We start from the raw sequence: 20,118 nt of genomic DNA on the forward strand, positions 1-20,118 counted from the left end.
CCCCTTTTATTTTCAATATCTTTTGCCTCTATACTTATTATATTTCTTTCATTCTCATAAGAATTTAGTTCACTCTTTAATTGAAAAATTTCTTTTGCTTCCTCATAAGTTTCATTTATTTCTAAAAGCTCTGAACTCTTTTGTTTTATATTTTTTCATTATTTTTAAATTCATTTTCTTTTATTTCTAAATCGTCTAAATTAATATCTTCATAACTGCTTAATTTTCCTTTTATAATATCTAATTTCTTTTCTATCACTTTACTTTTTGCTGATAATTTTTTTTCTAAATTTTCACCATATTCTTGAAGATTAAAAAGCCTTTCTAACATTTCTCTTCTGTCTTTGCCACTTATCTTTAAAAATTCACTAAAACTTCCTTGAGGAAGAACCACAGTTTTTGTAAAATCATTCATACCAAGACCAATAATATTCTCGCATGTCCTTGTAACTTCCTTTACAGATTCTGCTAAAATTATAGGATTAACCTGTGTTATATCTAAAACTTTGCATTTCCCACTTTTAGGTCTACCTGTTTTTTTATCGGTTTTAAATTCCCTTTCAACTCTATAAGTTTTAGTCTTTCCATCTGATATAGAAAACTCAAAACTTACATTTAAACTATTGCAATTCATATTTATATAATTCGTGCTCTTTCTTGGCAAATCACCATAAAGAGCCAAAGTTATACCATCTAATATAGTGGATTTGCCACTTCCAGTTGGACCAAAAATTCCGAATAGTCCTCTTTCAGTAAGCTTATTAAAATCTATTTCTTGTTCATCTATAAAACTATTTAATCCTTTTATTTTAAGCCTAATTGGTCTCATTTTCCCCATTCTCCTCTTCATAAACTAAATTCAAAAACAAATCTATAATTTCCTTATCTGGCTCTCCCATTCTTTCTTTTTTATAAAAATCAATAAATAATTCCTCAAAACTTTTTTCTGACAAACTAATAGCACTTTCATCATCTCTATGAATATTCTCTATTATTGGAGTAATCTCTAAAATATCCTTTTTCAACTCTTTTAATTTTTTTATCTCATCCTCTCTCATATATCTATCTACCTTTATCTCTAAGTAAACCCAACACTCTCTATCCTTATTTTCTTCACATTTTAATAGTGCATCATCAAAATTTTCACATTTCCATATTTCTATAGGCTTATAAACTTTAAAATAAACCTCTTTAACATTAGCCTCCTCATTTGCTTTAACATCTACAACAAAACATTTTTTATTATAAGAAACTTCTTTTTTATTATAATGAATTGGAGAACCAGAATATCTAGCTTTTTTATTCGTTCCTGGAACTAGTTGTGGTTTATGAACATGACCTAAAGCGATATACTGAGCTTCTTTAGGAAAACATTCGCAATTTACTATATAACTTCCACCAAGCTGAATACTTCTCTCAGATCCCCCCTCTTCACTTCCCATAGCAAAAAGATGCGAAACTAATAAATTTATCGTATCTTCCCTATAATTATCCTTAAGAGAATCAAAAAGTGAAAACACTCTATCACTATATGATTTTATCCTCTCCTCATCACTATCCATATCCTTATATAAAACTTCATTCAACCTTTTCTCGCTTAAATAAGGAACTGTCAAAATAACAGCTTTCTCTCCATTTATCTCTACTTCAATAAAGCCTTCACCAGAATTTATAATTTTATGCCTACCATAATTTCCAGTATCAATTATAGTTTTTAATGTTCCAATCATTATAATTCCATGTTCCCTAGCTAAAGGTGCTGATGCTACAAGTCTTTCAGGATTATCATGATTTCCTGCTATAATTAAAATTAATCTTTTTCCATTATCAGATATTTTCTTTAAGGTATCATAAAACATTTTTTCAGCAATAGCAGGCGGATTACTAGAATCATAAATATCCCCCGCAATAATAACTAAATCTATATCATTTTCTTTAGCAATTTCTATAAAATCATCTAAAAATTTTTTTTGTTCATCTATTCTACTTCTCTTTTCTAAACTCTTTCCCAAATGCCAATCTGCTGTGTGTAATATTCTCAAAAATTCTCCCTCCAAGTCATTTAAATATAATTGTAAATTTTATCACCTATATAAATATTATACTTTTTCTTTATCCCTTATTTGATATTATAACATCTAACTTAACTTCATTAGTTAATTTAATATTTATAAAAATAAAAAAATAAAGATTAGAGCATAACAAACCTCTAATCTTTAATTCAAAACAATAAAATTACTATTTTTTATCTTTAGAATTTTTATTAAATACACCAATAAAAACTATTGACGCTATAAGTCCAACAATTACTATAACAAAAGCAACTAGAATCGCAGCTGAAAAACCTTGAGCTACTGCATTTTCTGAAACTACTCCAAGTAATAATTTTTTTTGCTCAACAAATGACATAACACCAACAAATAATGATGAGCCTATACAAGCTGCAATTTGTTGAAATGTATTCATAATTGCTACACCATGAGTATAAATATCTCTTGGTAAATATCTTAATCCACTTGTTTGAGATGGTGACATTGTAAGTCCAACCCCTATTTGAATAAATATATAAATAATAGCAATTGTCATAACTTGTGTTGATGCATTTACCATTGACATAATAAATACTGATACTGCTATCAATAAAAATCCTCCTGGAATTAAAATTTTAATTCCATATTTATCGAGTATTTTTCCTCCACAAGTTGCCGCCACAGCATTACATAATATTGCAGGAAGTAATACAATACCAGCAACAAAACTTGATGTATGCAATGCTCCTTCTAAATATAATGGTATAATTACATTCATTGTAAAACATATCATCATAATTACCATAACCATAAGAACCCCAAAATCAAAAGGAACAAACCTAAATGGATTTAAATTAAGCATAGGCTCCTTTAATTTTGTTTGACGTTTAGCAAAAATAGCAATTAAAATTATTCCTATTACAAAACATATTATTGCTACATTAAATGTATTAAATATACTACTAATTCCATAAATGATTGCTACAAGACCAGCCATAGATAAAACAACAGATAAATAATCTAATTTTGGTTTCCTTAAATCTGATGCATTTTCTATAAAGATAGCTCCTAAAATTATTGCTATGATAACAATTGGTATTAAAATAATAAAAAGCATATTCCAACTTAAAAATTGTAATATTATTCCTGATATTGTTGGTCCAAATGCAGGTCCAAGAGTTACAGCTGATACACATATTGCCATAGATATACCTATTTTTTCTTTAGGTGACACCAATAAAACTGTACTCATCATAATAGGAATCAACATTCCTGCTCCTATAGCCTGTACCATTCTACCTAATATAAGTATTAATAGTGATGTAGAACCAGCACAAATAACAGTTCCTATAAGTAAAAATAGCATTGCTATTATATATAATTTTTTTGTTTTAAAACTTTCATAAAGAAACGCAGTTATCGGTACCATTACAGATGTTACTAACATATATGCTGTAATTATCCATTGAGCTGTTCCTGAATTAATATGAAAATCATTCATTATTGGATTTAATGCTACATTTAATATAGTTTCATTAAACGTTCCTATAAATGCACTAAAGACCAAAACAGCTATAATAAGCTTAGTATTAATTTTCTTATTATTTTGTTTAATATTAGTCATGTTTTTCTCCTTTGTTTTATTAATAATATATTTTATATAGACCAGTTGTTATATTAAACATATTAAAATCTCATATCACTTTTCTGTATATGAGATTAATTTTATTTATTGCATTATTAAATATTTAATATTTTTAGCAGCTATTCTAAGGGGAGTTCCTTCTCCAGATGTAAGACTTAAAGTTATAGCTCCCTCAGTTAAAGACTCTATAAGTGTTGCAATTTCTAAAGCTTTTTGCTTATTTAAGCCTGATTTAACTAACTCTTCTATGTAAAAATTAATAATAGTTTCAAACACTAAGTAACATTCTTGCCTTAAATTAGGGCTTGAACTATAAGTTTCTAAAGCTATTAAACCAATTGAAATATCCCTAAGTTTCTTTTCTGTATCTACCAAATCAGCCATACACAACAAATTTTTTTCTAAACCTTCAATAAAACTACCACATTGCATAAAAGTATCTTTAATATGGTTTATAATTTTCATTTTAGCATATCTAATAGATTCAATAGCTAATTCTTCCTTACCGTTTGGGAAATAATAATAAAGAGAACCTTTTGGTGCCTTACTTTCTCTTAAAATTTCATTAATTCCAACTGCATAATATCCCTTTTCTTCAAATAATTTAGAAGCTGTAATTATAAATTGTTCCTTTATGCCTTTATCCTGTCTCATACATTATCTCCTTAATTATATAGACTAGTCTATTTAATTATAAAACTTTTAAATTTATTGTCAAGTTATAGACCACTCCTTTTTTATGTATTATTTTATCATTATTTTTTTCTTATAGTAATATTTTAATTCACAAGTATTATTTAACATAAAAACGATATAGACTCTAGATTACATACCCTATCGCCTATATCATCTTATTTTTTATACTTATCTATAAATTATAATTTTTCTCTTCTTCTTGTTGCCTCCCTAAATATTTCTTTAAGTGTTTCATCATCACCTTCTAGTAAACATTGTCTTATCTTTAAAAGTTCTTTTTCAAAATTTTCTATTCTAGCAAGTAAATTTTCTTTATTCTCTAAAAATAATTCCGTCCACAACTCCTCATTTATATTAGCAATTCTAGTTAACTCTCTATAACTATCGCCAATAAAACTTCCTGTATCAAATGTTAAATCATCACTATTTATTAAAGATACAGCAAGAACATGAGGAAGCTGACTTGTAAATGATATTATACAATCATGCTCCCTTGGTGATACTTTATTAATATTTAAAAATCCCATTTGTTTTGCTAAATCTTCAACAACCTCAATATTTCTTTCTTTATTTTTCTTTGTCGGCGTTATTATAAAATTAGCTTCTTTAAAAACATCAGCACTTGCATAATCAATTCCCTTTTTTTCTCTTCCTGCCATCGGATGGGCAAAAATAAAATCTACATGATTTGGAAGTATTAACTCTAATTCAGAAACTAACCTCTCTTTTACACCTGTAACATCTGTTATTATAAGTTCTTCACTAAAGTAACTCTTATAAACCTCTATAAACTCCTTTATTTTTTTAGGATATATACTAATAATTAAAATATCGCTTCTAGAAATTATATCTTTTGATTCTATACTATTGTAAATAAAGCCATCCTTTATTATATTCATATTTTTAGCCTTTTTTAAAACTTTATAATCTATATCAATGCCATATACCTCTATATTCTTATCTTTAAGAGCTAACCCGTAAGATGCACCTACAACTCCAAGCCCAACTATTGTTATTATCATTCTCAAATCCCCACTTTTATTTATCATACTTTATAACTTAGATTATATTAAATTATGATATTATATATGTATTTTGTAACACCATTGCTTCTTTTTTATATAATAATATTAAAAGTAGTTCAATGCTTATATTTTATACGTTGAACTACTTTTATCTTTAATTTAAAGGTAATTTAAAATACTCATAACAAAAAACCGTTTCCAAAAGATTTAATTTGTTTTCAACAGCCTTTATTATTGAGCCACTTTTAAAATTATTCTTTATATGAAATTGTGTATCTATTGATTGTTTACCAAATATCGTTAATGATGCTGCCCTTCCGACAGATTCCAAACCAGTTTTAAAGCTTTTAATTTTTATATTTTTACATACAACACCAGCACTTTCGACTTTAATCGCTGAACTTTTACTTTCACTACCTTTTATATATATTTTATTAAGTTCCACGCCAAAGCACTGCGAAATTTTAATCCCATTATTTCCATTAGTCTGAATCTTTATATTTATAAGTTTTGTATTATCGCCTAAAATACTTATAACATCTATTGCTCTTTTTTTATTTTTGTTATCACAATTCACTTTTATTGTTATATTTTTTAACAATATTCCTTTGCCCTTTAATGTTAATAAGCTCTGTGATAGGATATCATTTCGTTCGGATAAAATTATACAATTACCGTTCCCATTTATGGTTAAACCATCTATATCTATTATTCTATCTTTTATGTTAAATCTAGACAAATCCAAATCTTTAGCTAATTTTATATTTTTTACTTCTGTGTTTCTTAATAGCCATAATAACTCTTTTTCATCATTTATAACTCTTTCTCTCAGCAAAGCTTTATAATTATCTATAGAAATTACCTTATCTTCTCTATATTTTAGCCCTTTTATAAAATTATTTTTACCAAAATCATATTTGCTATTATAAGATTCTAATATTTTAAATTTCCTAGATTCTTTTTTTCTTGTCATTGCTGTAGAGATATTGTTAGTTACTGTACTATCAGAAATTGTATTTAATAATTCATTATTAATCAATTACATCACCTCTACCCAATTATTGTATCGTTTTCATGAATATATATAAACATATAATGAATAAATATATTAATTTTAGTATAATATTTTCTCCTATTTTTGTCAATACATATTACTAGTAAATTAAAAACGCAATATACTTTTAACTAAAAGTACATTGCGCTAAATAATATTAATCCATTATCCTATTTCAACAACATCTCCATTTACAGCATATATAACATTTTCACAAATATTAGTTATATGGTCACCAATTCTCTCTAAGTATCTAGCTATAAAAAGGGTTCTTACTCCCTTGTCTATATTTTGATCATCTTTATGCATATTTTTAACTATTTCTTTATACGCTCTTTTATAAAGATCATCCAAAACATCATCATGATTTGCTGAACTGTAAGCCGCTTTAGCATCATTTCCTTTTAAAGCTTTCTCAACTTCATAAAGCATAGATATGCACATATCTCTCATCCTTACTATATCTCCTAATGGTTCAATATCATCTTCTTCAACAAGTTTTAATGATTTTTCAGCTATATTTACTGAATAATCACCAATTCTCTCTAAATCTAAAGCCATATATCCTAAAGAATATATAAGCCTTAAATCTCTAGCAACTGGTTGCTTAAGTGCTATAAGTCTTACACTTTTATCTATTATATAAACTCTAAGATTATCTACTTCATCATCTAAGTCTATAACCTTTTTAGCAAGTTCTACATCTCTATTTATTATAGAAACCAAAGACATATCTATAAGTTTTGCACACTGCTCCATCATATCAATTATATCATTTTTTAAGTTTTCGATACTAACCACTAGATTTTTATTAACCATTAATCCTCCCCCTAAATTTTAATAGTTTTTAACCAAAACGTCCTGTTATATAATCTTCTGTTCTCTTATCCTTTGGATTTGTAAAAATAGTATTTGTATCGCCAACTTCTATAAGTTCTCCACTTAAGAAAAAAGCTGTTTTATCTGATATACGAGCTGCTTGTTGCATATTGTGAGTTACTATTACTATAGTATACTTCTCTTTAAGTTGCTCTATAAGTTCTTCTACTTTTAAAGTAGATATTGGATCTAGCGCTGATGTAGGTTCGTCCATAAGAATAACTTCTGGATTCATAGCTATCGCCCTTGCTATACAAATACGTTGTTGTTGTCCACCAGACAAACCTAATGCTGACGATTTTAACCTATCCTTAACATCATCCCATATAGCAGCCCCTTTTAAACTTTCCTCAACTATCTTATCTAGTGTTTTCTTATCCCTTATCCCCTGAATCTTAGGTCCATAAACTACATTTTCATAAATGCTCATAGGAAATAAATTCGGCTTTTGAAATACCATTCCAACTTTTGTTCTCAAAGATATAACATCATCTGTTTCATATATATCTTGATTATCAACTTCAATATTCCCCTTAATCTTAACTATATCAATTAAATCATTCATTCTATTTAAAGTCCTTAAAAAGGTTGATTTACCACAGCCAGAAGGTCCTATAAGAGCAGTTACTTCATTTTCTTTTATATCTATATTTATATTTTTAAGTGCTTGATTTTGAGCATAAAACAAATCTAAATTTCTAACTCTTATTTTAGTTTTTTTCTCTACCATACTAATTCATCCTTTCTAAACTTAACCTTTTGCTTTATTTAGCTTTTTAGTTATTAATTTTGTTGAAATATTTAAAACCAATACTATTATTATTAATACAATTCCAACTGCTGCCGCTGTTTGAATATCTCCACTTTCACTTGCTGTTAAATAGGAGTGAACAGTTAAAGTTCTTGCACTTGAAAATATCCCCTTTGGCATTTTAGCAACTGTTCCTGCTGTCAAAAGTATTGCAGCAGATTCTCCAACTATACGCCCAACTGATAATATTATTCCAGATATTATTCCAGAAAGGCAGCTTGGAAGTATTACTTTATAAAGTGTTTGAAACTTTGTTGCTCCAAGTCCAAGTGACGCTTCTCTATAAGATTGAGGAACTGTTTTTAAAGCTTCTTCTGTTGTTCTTATTATTGTTGGAAGAATTATTATCGCAACTGTTAAAGAACCTGCTAAAATTGAATATCCCATTTTTAAACTTACAACAAAGAATATTCCTCCAAAAAGCCCATAAACTATTGATGGAATACCAGCTAAGCTTTCTGTTGCAAATCTTATAAATTTAACTATTTTACCTTGTTTTTCATATTCTTGAAGATATACAGCTGCTAAAACACCAATTGGTGTTGCAAATAAAAGTGATAATCCCACTGTATAAAGTGTTGCAACTACCATTGGAAGAATTCCTCCATCTCCCTTAGCAGAATAATTGCTAATTAAAAAGTTTAAATTTATTTTTCCTATTCCCTTTATAAATATGAAACCAATTATGGCTATTAATATTCCTACTGTAAATATAGCTGATGCCCATACTAATATATTGAATAAAAGTTCTTTAGCTCTTCTCATATTATTTCCCTGCCTTATTTGCAATTTTATTTATAACCAAATTAAGTATTAATATGAAACTAAATAATACAACTCCTGTTGCAAATAGCATTTCTTGATGAACACCTGATGCATATCCCATCTCTAATGCTATATTAGTTGTAAGCGGTCTAACACTACTAAATATAGAATCTGGTATAATTGCTGAATTTCCAACTACCATTATTACTGCCATAGTTTCTCCAAGTGCTCTTCCTATTCCTAAAATAACACCTGTAAGTATTCCTGATTTTGCAGCTGGTATTACAACTTTAAATATTGTTTCTGTTTTTGAAGCTCCAAGTGCTAATGAACCTTCTTTATACGTATTTGGGACTGCCTTTAAAGCTGTTACTGATACTGATATTATAGTTGGAAGCATCATAATTGCTAAAACCAAAATAGCTGCTAATAAGCTTTGTCCCTTTGGTTGATTAAAAATAACTTTTATTCCTGGAACTATTATAGCTAAACCAAATAATCCATATAAAACTGATGGTATTCCTGCTAAAAGTTCAACTGCAGTTGAAATAACTTTAGCAACTTTTTTTGGTGCTATTTCAGCTATAAATACTGCTGCTAATATTCCTATTGGAACTCCTATAACAACTGCTCCTAATGTTATTCCCAAAGATGCAATTATCATTGGTAAAATCTGAAAAACATCAGAAGTTGGATACCAATTTGTTCCTGTAATAAAACTAATAAACGAATACCCTTTTGCTATAAAAGGAGTTAATCCCTTATAAAAAACAAATCCTATTATAAGAATTAAACTTACAACCGCAACCCATGCACTTATCATAAATACCTTTTCTGATATAGCCTCAGCTAAATATTTACCAGCATTAGATTTTTTAAATTTATTTTTTTTATCTATACTTTGCTTTTGTTTTTGAACAAGTTTCTCATTAATTAACATATTACCTCCGAATATTTTATATAAACATTTCAAAATACTTATAATGTTTCTATATTAAAATAATTTTTTAATTTTAGGTTTTAAATTTTAACAATATCTTAATCAACAGTAACTAAATTCTCTTCCGCTACGATTGCTTGTCCCTTATCGCTTAATATAAAATCTATAAACTCTTGTCCTTCTTCTGATAAAGCACCTTCTTTATACACAAGTAAAAATGGTCTTTGTATCTTATATTCTCCTGATTTTACATTGTCAGCTGTAGCCTCTACTCCATCTACATTAACTGATGCTATGGAGTCATCAATATACCCAATTGACATATATCCTATAGCATTATCATTTTCTTCTACCATTACTTTAGTAGCCCCAGTTGAATTATTTACTATAGCATTCTTAACTGTATCTTCTGTTGAATAATTTAATATTTCCTGAAAAGCTGTCCTAGTTCCAGAACCTTCTTCTCTAGATACAACAACTATCTCCTTATCTTCTCCACCAACTTCACTCCAGTTAGTTATTTTTCCTGTAAAAATATCTTTAATCTGCTCTAAAGTTAAATTTTTTACTGGATTATTTTTATTTACAACAACGCCAATTCCATCTACTGCTATTGTTACTTCTTTTAAATTTTTTGATTCTTCATTAGTTAATTCTCTAGAAGACATTCCAATTTCTGTTGTTCCACTTATTGTGTCCTTTATACCAGAAGATGAGCCTGTTTGATTAATTTCAATAGTTACACCTTGATTATTAGCTTCAAATTCTTCTTCCTCAAGTTCAACTAAAGGTCCTACAGAAGTTGATCCTGATATTGCAATTGTCGTATCATTTCCTTTTTTAGACATAGTTGTATCACTTGATCCACATCCTATTATTAATGAACTTGCAACAATCACTACTGATACTGCAGCTATTAACCTTTTTCTTAGCATCTATTAATCCCCCTAAATAACAATACATTATTTATCTTCTATTTTTTATTTCTTTTCCTATTAAAGATATATTAATACACTTATGTTAAAAAAGTGTTATACATTTGTTAATTATATGTTAATTATTCTTTGTATTTCTTGTTATTGAAATATATTTTTATATTCATTTTATTTAATATTATTACTTTATTTTACATATATTATGTTAATAATATTTATAAAGGGGTGTAATAAATGAGTAAACTATCTAAAGAACCTTTTTACGATAAATTGACATCTAAAACCATACGAGAGGTTCAAGCCATTTTAAAATTTAGAAAAATTATATACATGTTCAAGTTTATAGAGTATATAGTTTATACTTTATCTTTAATTCTATTAGCTATTACCCTCCCAGCATTTTTTAACGATTTTTCTATAAATGACTTATTTAATCTTTTAATTCTTTTTACTATTTTATATTTTGTGTTACCTGTAATAAAATCACCACAAAACGATTTTATTTCAATGAAAGATGATTTGAGAGATTCTTTAAGAGAATACACTTGTACATGCACAAAACCTTGTTCATGCAAAAATGATTTAAAGCTTTATCTAAAAAAAAGAGGTGTTAAACTTTTATAATATAAAAACAAGGTTATGTCTTAACAAAATTTTATTAAAACATAACCTTATTTTTTATAAAATCTTTTTAAATTCTAATAATATTTTCATAACTTTTTCTTCAGCTATCGGCACAAAATCGTTTATATATCCATTATCCATAAGCTGTCTATACACTCTTTCTAACGCTTCTGTCCAATACTCTGGAACATATACAAATGCTATCTCAGATGTTGGGCAACTTAATAAAAAATGTTCAAATCCAAAAAAATAATACTCATCTATTTTATGTAATTCATTTAACTTTTTATAATCTAACACCACTCTATCTTCAAGATTATAACTATAAATATCAACAATAAAACTATCAAAACTATCACTTTTACCTTTAAATCCATCTTGATTTAAAACTTCAAGTTTACTATTTTCACCAAAGTTTTTATAATATAAATCAATTATATCTTTATTTTCTTCATACACTACAACTTTAGAAACTGACTCTTTTTTTAATATTTCATTAGTTAAATAACCAAGTCCAAGACCTATAATCCCTACTTTACCTTTAGCATTTTTAATAATTTGAAAAGCCCCTTGAAGTTCTCTTGGAGATATTTCCATGGACAATTTATCATCTATAAAAAGCTCTATATCTGTGGTATTATATTTTTCTTTTTTATTGTATAAATATCCACTTAAATTTTTATTTTCTCCGTATTTAACCTCTATATTATTTATTTTTATTGGTTTTATGTATTTTTTATATTCTTCTATCTTTTTATTAACTTCTTCTGCTTTATATACCATACTTTATCCCTTCCTAGTTTAAAACTATCTATTTTATATTTAATTATACTTCATTCTATTATTTTATAAACTAAGTAATTATATCATAAATAAGTATTACAAATAAATTCAAATTATTAATACTTCTTTACTAAAATAGTATATTGTAAAGCTTAACTATATTCCAACAAATTATTAATATTAGACTATTTTATTTCTTTTATTAAATTTTATGTAATTTTTTCATTAAATTTATTTTATATTATTATATTTTAATTTACTTCCTATAAAAACTTTATTGCTTTATTCATACTAAAGTAGTATAATTTAATTAATAATTATTGTTAATTAATTCTTACGAGGTGTAATTATGAATAAGATGACAATGAGCGATGATGCTTATAATGAATTTATAAATTTTTTAAACGAAAATAATGTTAGCGAACGCACTATGAGAGTTCATTTTGTTGGAATGTCTTGTCACGGCGCTGCTTTTAATATAAGTGTTGGTGAGGCTAAAGAAGATGATATTTTAGCTACAGTTAATGATTTAACTTTTGTTATGGAACCAAGCCTTATTGATAACTTTGGCGGATTTATATTCCTATCAAGCGAAGAGAATGAAGGACAAGGTTTAGCATTAAAACCTCTTTTAACTCCAATTATTGAAGAAGATGGCTGTGATGGTTCTTGTTGTAGCTCTTGTGGTGGTGGATGCCACTAAATATCTAAAAAACTATTCTAACGTAATGTTAGAATAGTTTTTTATTATGCAAGTTATTTAATTTTAAATAAATAAAATTATTCATTTAAATCAACATATGTTCCATCTACTAAATATATTGTCCATTCACATATATTAGTTACATGGTCCCCTATTCTTTCTAAATTTTTAGCTACAAACATAAATCTTCCCGCTTGTGTTGCAAGTGAATTATCTTCAACCATTATATTAAAAAGTTCTTCCAATATTTCTTTATATAGACTATCTATTTCATCATCCATTTTGCATATTTCATAAGCTTTTTTTGAATCACCTTTAACATAAGCGTCTATTGCTAAACTAATTATATTTAATACTTTTTCAGCAAGTTCTGGAATTTGTATCAACTCTTTTATATATTCATCACCTTTAAGATGTATTGTTATTTTAGCTATATCAACAGCATAATCTGCCATTCTCTCTAGGTCTGTAACAACCTTAATAGCTGTAAATATTTCTCTTAAATCTTTTGCAAGGGGTTGTTCTGTTGCTATAACTCGTACACATCTATCTTCTATTTCTTTATTAAAGTTATCTATAATATCATCATCTTTAATAACTTGTTTCGCAAGTTCTATATCTTTATTTACTAAGGATTTTATTGAAAGTCTTATTTGTTTTTTTACCTCTTCACACATTCTCAGCAAATCATTATTTAAATTTTTTAAAGCTAAATCAAATAATACTCTTGACATAGTTTCCCACCTCTTGTGCTTATTTATATGTTATTAATTTCTTAATATTTTATATAATAATTTTAACCAAATCTTCCTGTTATATAATCTTCTGTTCTCTTATCCTTTGGTTTGTAGAATATATCTTCTGTCTTGCCATATTCAACAAGTTCTCCGCTTAAGAAAAATGCAGTTTTATCAGCTATTCTTCCTGCTTGTTGCATATTATGTGTAACTATTACAACCGTATATTTCTCCTTAATCTCGGCTATAAGTTCTTCAACTTTGTTTGTTGATATCGGATCAAGAGCTGATGTTGGCTCATCCATAAGTATAACCTCTGGCTCAATAGCTAATGTTCTTGCAATACAAAGCCTTTGTTGTTGTCCACCTGACATACCTAATGCACTTTTATTTAATCTATCCTTAACCTCATCCCAAAGTGCAGCTCCTCTTAATGACCTTTCTACAATTTCATCTAATTTCTTTTTATTAGTTATTCCATGAATTCTAGGACCAAAAGCTATATTATCATATATTGGCATAGCAAATGGATTAGGTCTTTGGAAAACCATTCCCACCCTTTTTCTTAATTGTATTTCATCATAATCCTTATAAATATCTTTTCCTTCAAAAAATATTTGACCTTCAATTCTAACTATATCTATTAAATCATTCATTCTATTTAAGGTTCTTAAAAAAGTTGACTTACCACACCCTGATGGACCTATTAAAGCAGTAACTTTATTTTTTTCTATCTCCATATTTATATTTTTAAGAGCATGATTTGCCGCATAATAAAGATTTAAATTTTTAGATTCTATTATTGCCATGAAAGTTCCTCCTAATTACTTCTCACCTGTATAACGCTTGTGTATATAATTTCCTAAAAATCTTGCACCAAAATTAAATATTAATACAAGTATTATCAAAACCGCAGCAGTACCATTTATTATTTTTGTCGTATCCGATACTATACTTTCTGCATTTAATGAATATATATATACCGCCAATGTTTCCGCAGGTCTAAAAAGATTAAACGCCGACATTTGGGCTGATGGACTTTGAGAAAATAAATTAAACAAATAATAATGTACTCTTGGTGCTGTCATACCAGCTGTATACAAAAGTGATGCCGCTTCCCCAAAAATTCTACCTGATGCTAATATAAGCCCTGTTAAAAGGTCTGGAAAAGCTGCCGGTAATATTATGTAAATGACAGTTTGCCATCTTGTTGCCCCAAGACCTAAACTCGCTTCTTTTATATTTTTAGATGCTGCCCTTATGGCATTTTCACTTATTCTTGTGATATATGGGAGATTTAATATTCCAACTGAAAGCGCTCCAGCTATAATTGAATATCTCCATCCAGCATAAGTTACAAACACTAAAAGTCCAAATAGACCTACAACTATTGATGGTAATGATGACATTGTTTCTATACATAATCTTATTATCTCAACAATTTTACCATTCCCAGCATACTCTGCTAAATATATTCCTGCTCCAACTCCTATTGGAACTGTTATAATTAAAGAAATTATTAATAAATATATAGTATTAAATAATTGTGGTCCAATTCCTCCACCATCTCCACCTAAAACATTGTTTCCAAATATAAAACTAAAATTTAATGACTCTCTTCCCTCATATAAAAGGTATATTATAAATGCTGCAAGAAGAACTACTATTGCCCCTGCTATAATATACAAGACGGCAGTTGCTATTTTATCTGCTGTTTTAGCTTTCATTATTAATTACCTCTTCTCCCTATTATTCTTATGATTATTATAAATATAAACGAAATTACTAGTAATATAAGCGCTAAAGACCAAAGAGCATTATTCCACATTGACCCAAATGATGTATTAGCTATATCTGATGTTAAAATACTAGTTAAAGTTGTTGTTGGACTTAATAATGATGATGCCATCTTTAAAGTATTACCTATAACCATTTGAACAGCTAGTGCTTCTCCAAAAGCTCTTCCAAGTCCTAAAACAACTCCAGTTAAAATTCCATTTTTTGCAGCTGGAACAATTACTTTATAAATTGTTTGCCATCTTGTTGCTCCAAGCCCATAAGAAGCTTCCATGTAATCTCTAGGCAATGCTTTAATAGCATCTGTTGCTATTGTTGCTATCGTTGGAAGTATCATTATACTTAAAACAAGTATTGCTGCTAAAACACTAAATCCTGTCCCACCAAAAATCAATCTAATATGTGGAACTAAAACAGTTATACCAATCCATCCATAAACAACTGATGGTATCCCAACAAATATTTCTAATGCTGGTTGCAAAACTTTTTTACCAAATTTAGGTGAAATCATATTTATAAATACTGCAAGAGCAATAGCTATGGGTGCACTAATAATTACAGCTCCTGCTGCTGCAACCGTAGACCCTACTATAAATATAAGAGCACCATAAGATGGAGTTGACCCTTGTGGATCCCATGTAGTTCCAAAAATAAAATCAAATACATTATAATGATCGGTTGTAAATGTTTGAATACCCTTTGAAACTAGGAAAAATATTATAGCAAATGTTACTACTACTAAAAATATTCCGCAACAATATGCAAATCCTCTTCCTATGTATTCACTTTTAAATTTACGTAAAGTATTTTTATTACTCATATTTCTCCCTCAAAATTTAGTTTTCTTTGTAAGTAAGATTTAAATAAACCCTACTTACTTTCCATCTGTTACTTTCATTAAAGATATAGGTATATATCCTAAAGATTGTATATTTGAATTGTTATCTGGACTCTTTACATAATCTATAAATGCTTGAGTAACCTTATTTGGTTCTCCATAAGTATACATATGACCATAAGACCAGAATACGTATTTTCCTGTCTCTATATTTTCATCTGAAGATGAATATCCATTTATTGAAATTACTTTAAGTGAGCCTCTCTCTTCTGCTGATTTAGCATATGATAAAGCTAAATATCCTATCGCACCTGGAGTAGACTTAACTGTTGTTTCTACGTTACCATTTGAATCAGCAGTTATTCCGATACTATTATCTTCTAAATTTTTATTTCCTCCCATAATTGTATTTGCAAATGTTGTTCTTGTACCTGATGATGAAGGTCTATGTACTACAACGATTGGTAAATTAGGGCCTCCGACTTCATCCCAATTAGTTACTTTTCCTGAGAATATTTCTTGTAATTGCTTAGTTGACAAATTAGTAAGCTTTACGTCATCGCTAACAACAACTGCGAAAGGTTCTACAACAACGTTATGATTTACTAGTTTATTTGATTGAGCATCTGTTAGCATATCTTCTGCATAAACATCTGAATCTCCAATTGTTATTGCACCTTGATAAACTTGTGTTAAACCAGTACCTGAGCCACCACCTTGAACAGTTATGCTAACATCTTGATATTTATCCATAAAGGAATTAGAACTTTTTGTTATTAAAGGTTGCATGGCTGTCGACCCTGCAATTGTAATAGCACCTACTAAGCCATCTGAATTTGCATTTTCTTCAACAGGCATAAATCCAGCGATAACTAATGCAATGAAAAGCGCTACCACAATTCCACCAATAATTTTAAACTTTTTAGATAACATTACTCATCCTCCAAAATTTTCAAGTTATAAATTTACAAAGTAGGTTTAATAATAACAATTTTATAATAATGTTATGAAGTTAAGACTGTATTAAATAAATGTTAACTATTATTACAGAAATGTTAAGAAAATTTAACATTAAAATGTATTTTTTAAATTTTTTCTTAAATTAGTATTTGCACAACAACAATTATTATTCAAATTATAAAAATATAGCTTATTATATGTCATAAATTTGCCTTCCTATTAATATAAATCTTTATATAAAATTAAAAAAACTCTAAAAACATTGCTTTATATTTAAAATTTATAAGGCAAATATTAATTTTTATATAAAAATAAGGATAAAGGAGTAATATATCTATGGGAAATTTCACAATAAATAAAAAAAATATAAGAGATTTAGCTAAGGAAGCTAACATTATTGCTACTAATGACTCTCATAGCAATAGTAAAAACTTAATAGATGGAAATTTTTTAACATATTGGACTTCTCCTAAATGTAATGCTTTAACTTCCTATATAGAACTTAAATTTAATAATGAAGAAGAATTTAATACTGTAGAAATTCAAGAATACACTCCTCTTGGAGAAAACGTAAATGAATTTGATATATACGCATATAAAAACAATGAATGGTCTAAGTTGTATTCTGGTACAACCATAGGATTTAAACACCTAGCAAAATTTCCAACTGTAAAAGCTTCTAAATTAAAAATTTCCTTTTTAAATTATAAAGATCAACTCGCAATAAATAATTTAAGCGTTTATAACGAAATTTAATTTTTCTTTTTCTAATAAAATTTTTATTTATTATTAAAAAACATTAAAATAAAAACAACCTAAAAATAATAATATAGGTTGTTTTTATTTCACTATACTTTTATGTAATTACATATAATTATTGACCAAATAATAACATCTTTCTTTAGTTAAATTTGCTAACTTAATATTTAAAGCAGAATCATAAACGCTTCCTCCCTCATAGTTTACCGAATCTTTCTTTATAATTTTTTCTTTATAAATAATCCAATTTATCTCTTCTTTTTGCAACTTAAGCATTTCTTCACTTGTAAGAGTAGTTTTTAAATTAGAATAAATTTTATCTAATTCATTATTCCAAAGATTATAAGCTTGCACAGATGATTGATTAATTTCATATTGTGTGTCATCTATATTTCCATTTATAAGCACATTAGCTTGTTCATTTATTTTATTTAATTCATTCAAGTAATTTCTCTTCATAGCACTTACTTGAGTTTCTAAATTAGTATTAGAAATCGAACTTTTATCTATTTTATTATCATTAGCATTTTGCTTTATTTCCTTTTGTGCCAATATGGTTTTATTATTTAAATTATTGCTTGAAAAATTGTTGTGAGTTGATAAAATTATCCCTCCCATGCTAATCAAAAAAAGTATTAAAATAGCTATGAATATTCTATTTTTTAATGACGATATAAAAAATAAAATTACATCTCTTTTTTTCATTATCACACTCTCCTTTACTAAATTTCACAATCAAATGTAATTCCTATATTTTCTTAATTTAAATAATTAAATAAAACTAACAATAGTTATCTTGGCCAATCATGAATACTATCCCTTAGTTCTTCAAGACCATAAGTTGTTCCATATATTTCTTTTTTCTCTCTTTCCAATTTAACAACTTTTCCATAAGGCTTTTCCAAGCTAAGAACAGAATTTCCTGTTAAAACCCATAAATTTTTATCATTTATTGGTTTTGTACTTAATACTTTTTCTCCAATACCATCTGTAAAATATATTAAAATATAATCTCTTAAATTATTAATCTTTATATATTCAAACACAGGTGAAAATTTAGTTGAACCATTTTTCTTACTCCTTGGCTTTATATCTTTTATACCATGTAGTTGATAAACCCTTCTAATAACATCATCACACTCAATCACTTTAATCTTGCACTTATTATTTTTTGCAATCTCCAATACCTCAACTAGAATATTTTCTATATCTTTATCACTCATTGAAGCTGAAATATCAATAGCTATTAAAATATTTGATTGCCTATTTGGAAGTTTCCCCTTCAAATCTAACCTATCTGGAAATCTTCTATCTAATCTTGTTGTAGTTTTTTTATAGCCACTCTTAGCCTTTGGAATCATATTCTTTAAAATATCATTCCATTTAAGCCTCGGTTTTTCAGTCATAAGTTCTACTATTTTTTTTATATGCTTTGGGGCTTCCTTTTTACTTGAATTTATAGCTATTTTTTTCACACTTTCATTTATACTATCATAAGAAACATCTATTTCTTCCCATATATCATGAGATTTTTCTTGAGTTATATTGTTATTAAAGCTGTCTTTATTATCTTTATATTTAGATGTATTTCTAGCATTTTTATAATCTATCGCTTGTTGTATTTTTTTTGCATACATCTCCATAGTCATATCTTCAGTCAAATTTACATTATACTCTAAACTCACATCATTCATTTTTTTTGAATAGCTCGGTAAATTCTTTATATACTGATTTATTGCTATATCCATAGCTATGCTTATAGCTTCCTTTGAATATTTCTCCTTTAAAAGCAAACTTCTTTCATAATGTTTCATCATTATATGATAAACCTCATGCTTTAAAAGACCTTGTATCTCTTTTTTATTGCACTCTAAAATCATAATAGGATTAAAATACATTATAAATCCATCAGAAATTGGCTTTGTTGCAATTGGCCAAAATATATCTAACCTTATATCCCTTTTAATTTGAATTAAAAAATGTCCAAAGAAAGAATTTTCCCTATCATACAAAGATATTATTACATTTTCTAAAAGACTCCAAAAATCTTTCTTTGTTTGCACATCTATTTTTCCTAACCTTTCTTCCTCTAAAAACTTATTATAAAGTCGTCTTCTCTCCTCTTCAAAAGCCATCA

At 27.4% G+C, this 20,118-nt stretch carries 22 protein-coding genes; 3 read left to right on the forward strand and 19 right to left on the reverse strand.

Going from position 1 to position 20,118, the window contains the following annotated elements; genetic code table 11:
• Positions 1 to 145: 145 nt before the first annotated feature.
• The 11 genes from DR020_RS01920 to DR020_RS01970 all read right to left on the reverse strand — a co-directional run bounded on the left by DR020_RS01920 (position 146) and on the right by DR020_RS01970 (position 10,780).
• Positions 146 to 829: an AAA family ATPase gene (locus DR020_RS01920; protein WP_160110432.1), complete on the reverse strand. Its 684-nt coding sequence runs from the start codon at positions 827 to 829 to the stop codon at positions 146 to 148.
• Entirely contained in the window at positions 816 to 2,042 is a 1,227-nt protein-coding gene (locus tag DR020_RS01925) for an exonuclease SbcCD subunit D (protein WP_112365107.1), read from the reverse strand. The genes DR020_RS01920 and DR020_RS01925 overlap by 14 nt, the downstream gene beginning before the upstream one ends.
• Positions 2,043 to 2,238: 196 nt before the next feature.
• The gene (locus DR020_RS01930) at positions 2,239 to 3,654 is read right to left on the reverse strand and encodes a DHA2 family efflux MFS transporter permease subunit (protein WP_112365108.1); all 1,416 of its coding nucleotides are present in this window, start codon (positions 3,652 to 3,654) and stop codon (positions 2,239 to 2,241) included.
• Positions 3,655 to 3,759: 105 nt separating this feature from the next.
• A complete protein-coding gene (locus DR020_RS01935; protein WP_112365109.1) occupies positions 3,760 to 4,329 on the reverse strand; it encodes a TetR/AcrR family transcriptional regulator in 570 nt (189 codons plus the stop codon).
• A 221-nt stretch (positions 4,330 to 4,550) separates the two neighbouring features.
• Complete coding sequence (locus tag DR020_RS01940; protein ID WP_112365110.1) at positions 4,551 to 5,393, reverse strand: prephenate dehydrogenase; 843 nt, start codon at positions 5,391 to 5,393, stop codon at positions 4,551 to 4,553.
• A 157-nt stretch (positions 5,394 to 5,550) separates the two neighbouring features.
• Positions 5,551 to 6,435: a hypothetical protein gene (locus tag DR020_RS01945; RefSeq protein ID WP_055258296.1), complete on the reverse strand. Its 885-nt coding sequence runs from the start codon at positions 6,433 to 6,435 to the stop codon at positions 5,551 to 5,553.
• Positions 6,436 to 6,615: 180 nt separating this feature from the next.
• Positions 6,616 to 7,269, reverse strand: a complete 654-nt coding sequence (phoU, locus tag DR020_RS01950) for a phosphate signaling complex protein PhoU (protein WP_055258295.1) — start codon at positions 7,267 to 7,269, stop codon at positions 6,616 to 6,618.
• A 28-nt stretch (positions 7,270 to 7,297) separates the two neighbouring features.
• Positions 7,298 to 8,059: a phosphate ABC transporter ATP-binding protein PstB gene (gene pstB / locus DR020_RS01955; protein WP_055258293.1), complete on the reverse strand. Its 762-nt coding sequence runs from the start codon at positions 8,057 to 8,059 to the stop codon at positions 7,298 to 7,300.
• A gap of 21 nt (positions 8,060 to 8,080) precedes the next feature.
• Complete coding sequence (pstA, locus tag DR020_RS01960) at positions 8,081 to 8,905, reverse strand: phosphate ABC transporter permease PstA (RefSeq protein ID WP_112365112.1); 825 nt, start codon at positions 8,903 to 8,905, stop codon at positions 8,081 to 8,083.
• 1 nt (position 8,906) lies between these two features.
• Positions 8,907 to 9,845: a phosphate ABC transporter permease subunit PstC gene (pstC, locus tag DR020_RS01965; protein WP_082412320.1), complete on the reverse strand. Its 939-nt coding sequence runs from the start codon at positions 9,843 to 9,845 to the stop codon at positions 8,907 to 8,909.
• Positions 9,846 to 9,943: 98 nt separating this feature from the next.
• Positions 9,944 to 10,780, reverse strand: a complete 837-nt coding sequence (locus DR020_RS01970) for a phosphate ABC transporter substrate-binding protein (protein ID WP_055258289.1) — start codon at positions 10,778 to 10,780, stop codon at positions 9,944 to 9,946.
• 234 nt (positions 10,781 to 11,014) lie between these two features.
• Here DR020_RS01970 and DR020_RS01975 point away from each other — a divergent pair, with 234 nt between their 5' ends.
• Positions 11,015 to 11,404, forward strand: coding sequence for a hypothetical protein (locus DR020_RS01975; RefSeq protein ID WP_055258287.1), 390 nt, complete (start codon positions 11,015 to 11,017; stop codon positions 11,402 to 11,404).
• 54 nt (positions 11,405 to 11,458) lie between these two features.
• Here DR020_RS01975 and DR020_RS01980 read toward each other — a convergent pair whose 3' ends face one another.
• Positions 11,459 to 12,187, reverse strand: coding sequence for a spermidine synthase family protein (locus DR020_RS01980; protein ID WP_055258285.1), 729 nt, complete (start codon positions 12,185 to 12,187; stop codon positions 11,459 to 11,461).
• 349 nt (positions 12,188 to 12,536) lie between these two features.
• Between DR020_RS01980 and DR020_RS01985 the strand changes: the two genes are divergently transcribed.
• Positions 12,537 to 12,890 carry a HesB-like protein gene (locus DR020_RS01985; RefSeq protein WP_055258283.1) on the forward strand — a complete coding sequence of 118 codons (354 nt, stop codon included), beginning with the start codon at positions 12,537 to 12,539 and terminating at the stop codon, positions 12,888 to 12,890.
• A gap of 77 nt (positions 12,891 to 12,967) precedes the next feature.
• Here DR020_RS01985 and phoU (DR020_RS01990) read toward each other — a convergent pair whose 3' ends face one another.
• The 5 genes from phoU (DR020_RS01990) to DR020_RS02010 all read right to left on the reverse strand — a co-directional run bounded on the left by phoU (DR020_RS01990) (position 12,968) and on the right by DR020_RS02010 (position 17,195).
• Entirely contained in the window at positions 12,968 to 13,624 is a 657-nt protein-coding gene (gene phoU, locus DR020_RS01990) for a phosphate signaling complex protein PhoU (RefSeq protein ID WP_055258281.1), read from the reverse strand.
• A 62-nt stretch (positions 13,625 to 13,686) separates the two neighbouring features.
• The gene (gene pstB, locus DR020_RS01995) at positions 13,687 to 14,436 is read right to left on the reverse strand and encodes a phosphate ABC transporter ATP-binding protein PstB (RefSeq protein WP_055258279.1); all 750 of its coding nucleotides are present in this window, start codon (positions 14,434 to 14,436) and stop codon (positions 13,687 to 13,689) included.
• A gap of 15 nt (positions 14,437 to 14,451) precedes the next feature.
• The gene (gene pstA, locus DR020_RS02000) at positions 14,452 to 15,354 is read right to left on the reverse strand and encodes a phosphate ABC transporter permease PstA (RefSeq protein ID WP_055258277.1); all 903 of its coding nucleotides are present in this window, start codon (positions 15,352 to 15,354) and stop codon (positions 14,452 to 14,454) included.
• Between the two features lie 2 nt (positions 15,355 to 15,356).
• Positions 15,357 to 16,244: a phosphate ABC transporter permease subunit PstC gene (gene pstC / locus DR020_RS02005; RefSeq protein ID WP_055258274.1), complete on the reverse strand. Its 888-nt coding sequence runs from the start codon at positions 16,242 to 16,244 to the stop codon at positions 15,357 to 15,359.
• A 54-nt stretch (positions 16,245 to 16,298) separates the two neighbouring features.
• Positions 16,299 to 17,195: a phosphate ABC transporter substrate-binding protein PstS family protein gene (locus DR020_RS02010; protein WP_055258272.1), complete on the reverse strand. Its 897-nt coding sequence runs from the start codon at positions 17,193 to 17,195 to the stop codon at positions 16,299 to 16,301.
• A gap of 363 nt (positions 17,196 to 17,558) precedes the next feature.
• On the opposite strand from DR020_RS02010, the gene DR020_RS02015 reads away from it, so the two are divergent.
• Positions 17,559 to 17,978 (forward strand): discoidin domain-containing protein, encoded by a 420-nt coding sequence (locus tag DR020_RS02015; RefSeq protein WP_055258270.1) that lies wholly within the window; start codon positions 17,559 to 17,561, stop codon positions 17,976 to 17,978.
• 108 nt (positions 17,979 to 18,086) lie between these two features.
• Here DR020_RS02015 and DR020_RS02020 read toward each other — a convergent pair whose 3' ends face one another.
• Both DR020_RS02020 and DR020_RS02025 read right to left on the reverse strand, forming a co-directional pair.
• Positions 18,087 to 18,686: a lysozyme inhibitor LprI family protein gene (locus tag DR020_RS02020; protein ID WP_112365113.1), complete on the reverse strand. Its 600-nt coding sequence runs from the start codon at positions 18,684 to 18,686 to the stop codon at positions 18,087 to 18,089.
• Between the two features lie 86 nt (positions 18,687 to 18,772).
• The gene (locus tag DR020_RS02025) at positions 18,773 to 20,116 is read right to left on the reverse strand and encodes a vWA domain-containing protein (protein ID WP_112365294.1); all 1,344 of its coding nucleotides are present in this window, start codon (positions 20,114 to 20,116) and stop codon (positions 18,773 to 18,775) included.
• Between the last annotated feature and the right edge of the window lie 2 nt (positions 20,117 to 20,118).

This window comes from Sarcina ventriculi, from assembly GCF_900456775.1.
Classification (GTDB): domain Bacteria; phylum Bacillota; class Clostridia; order Clostridiales; family Clostridiaceae; genus Sarcina; species Sarcina ventriculi.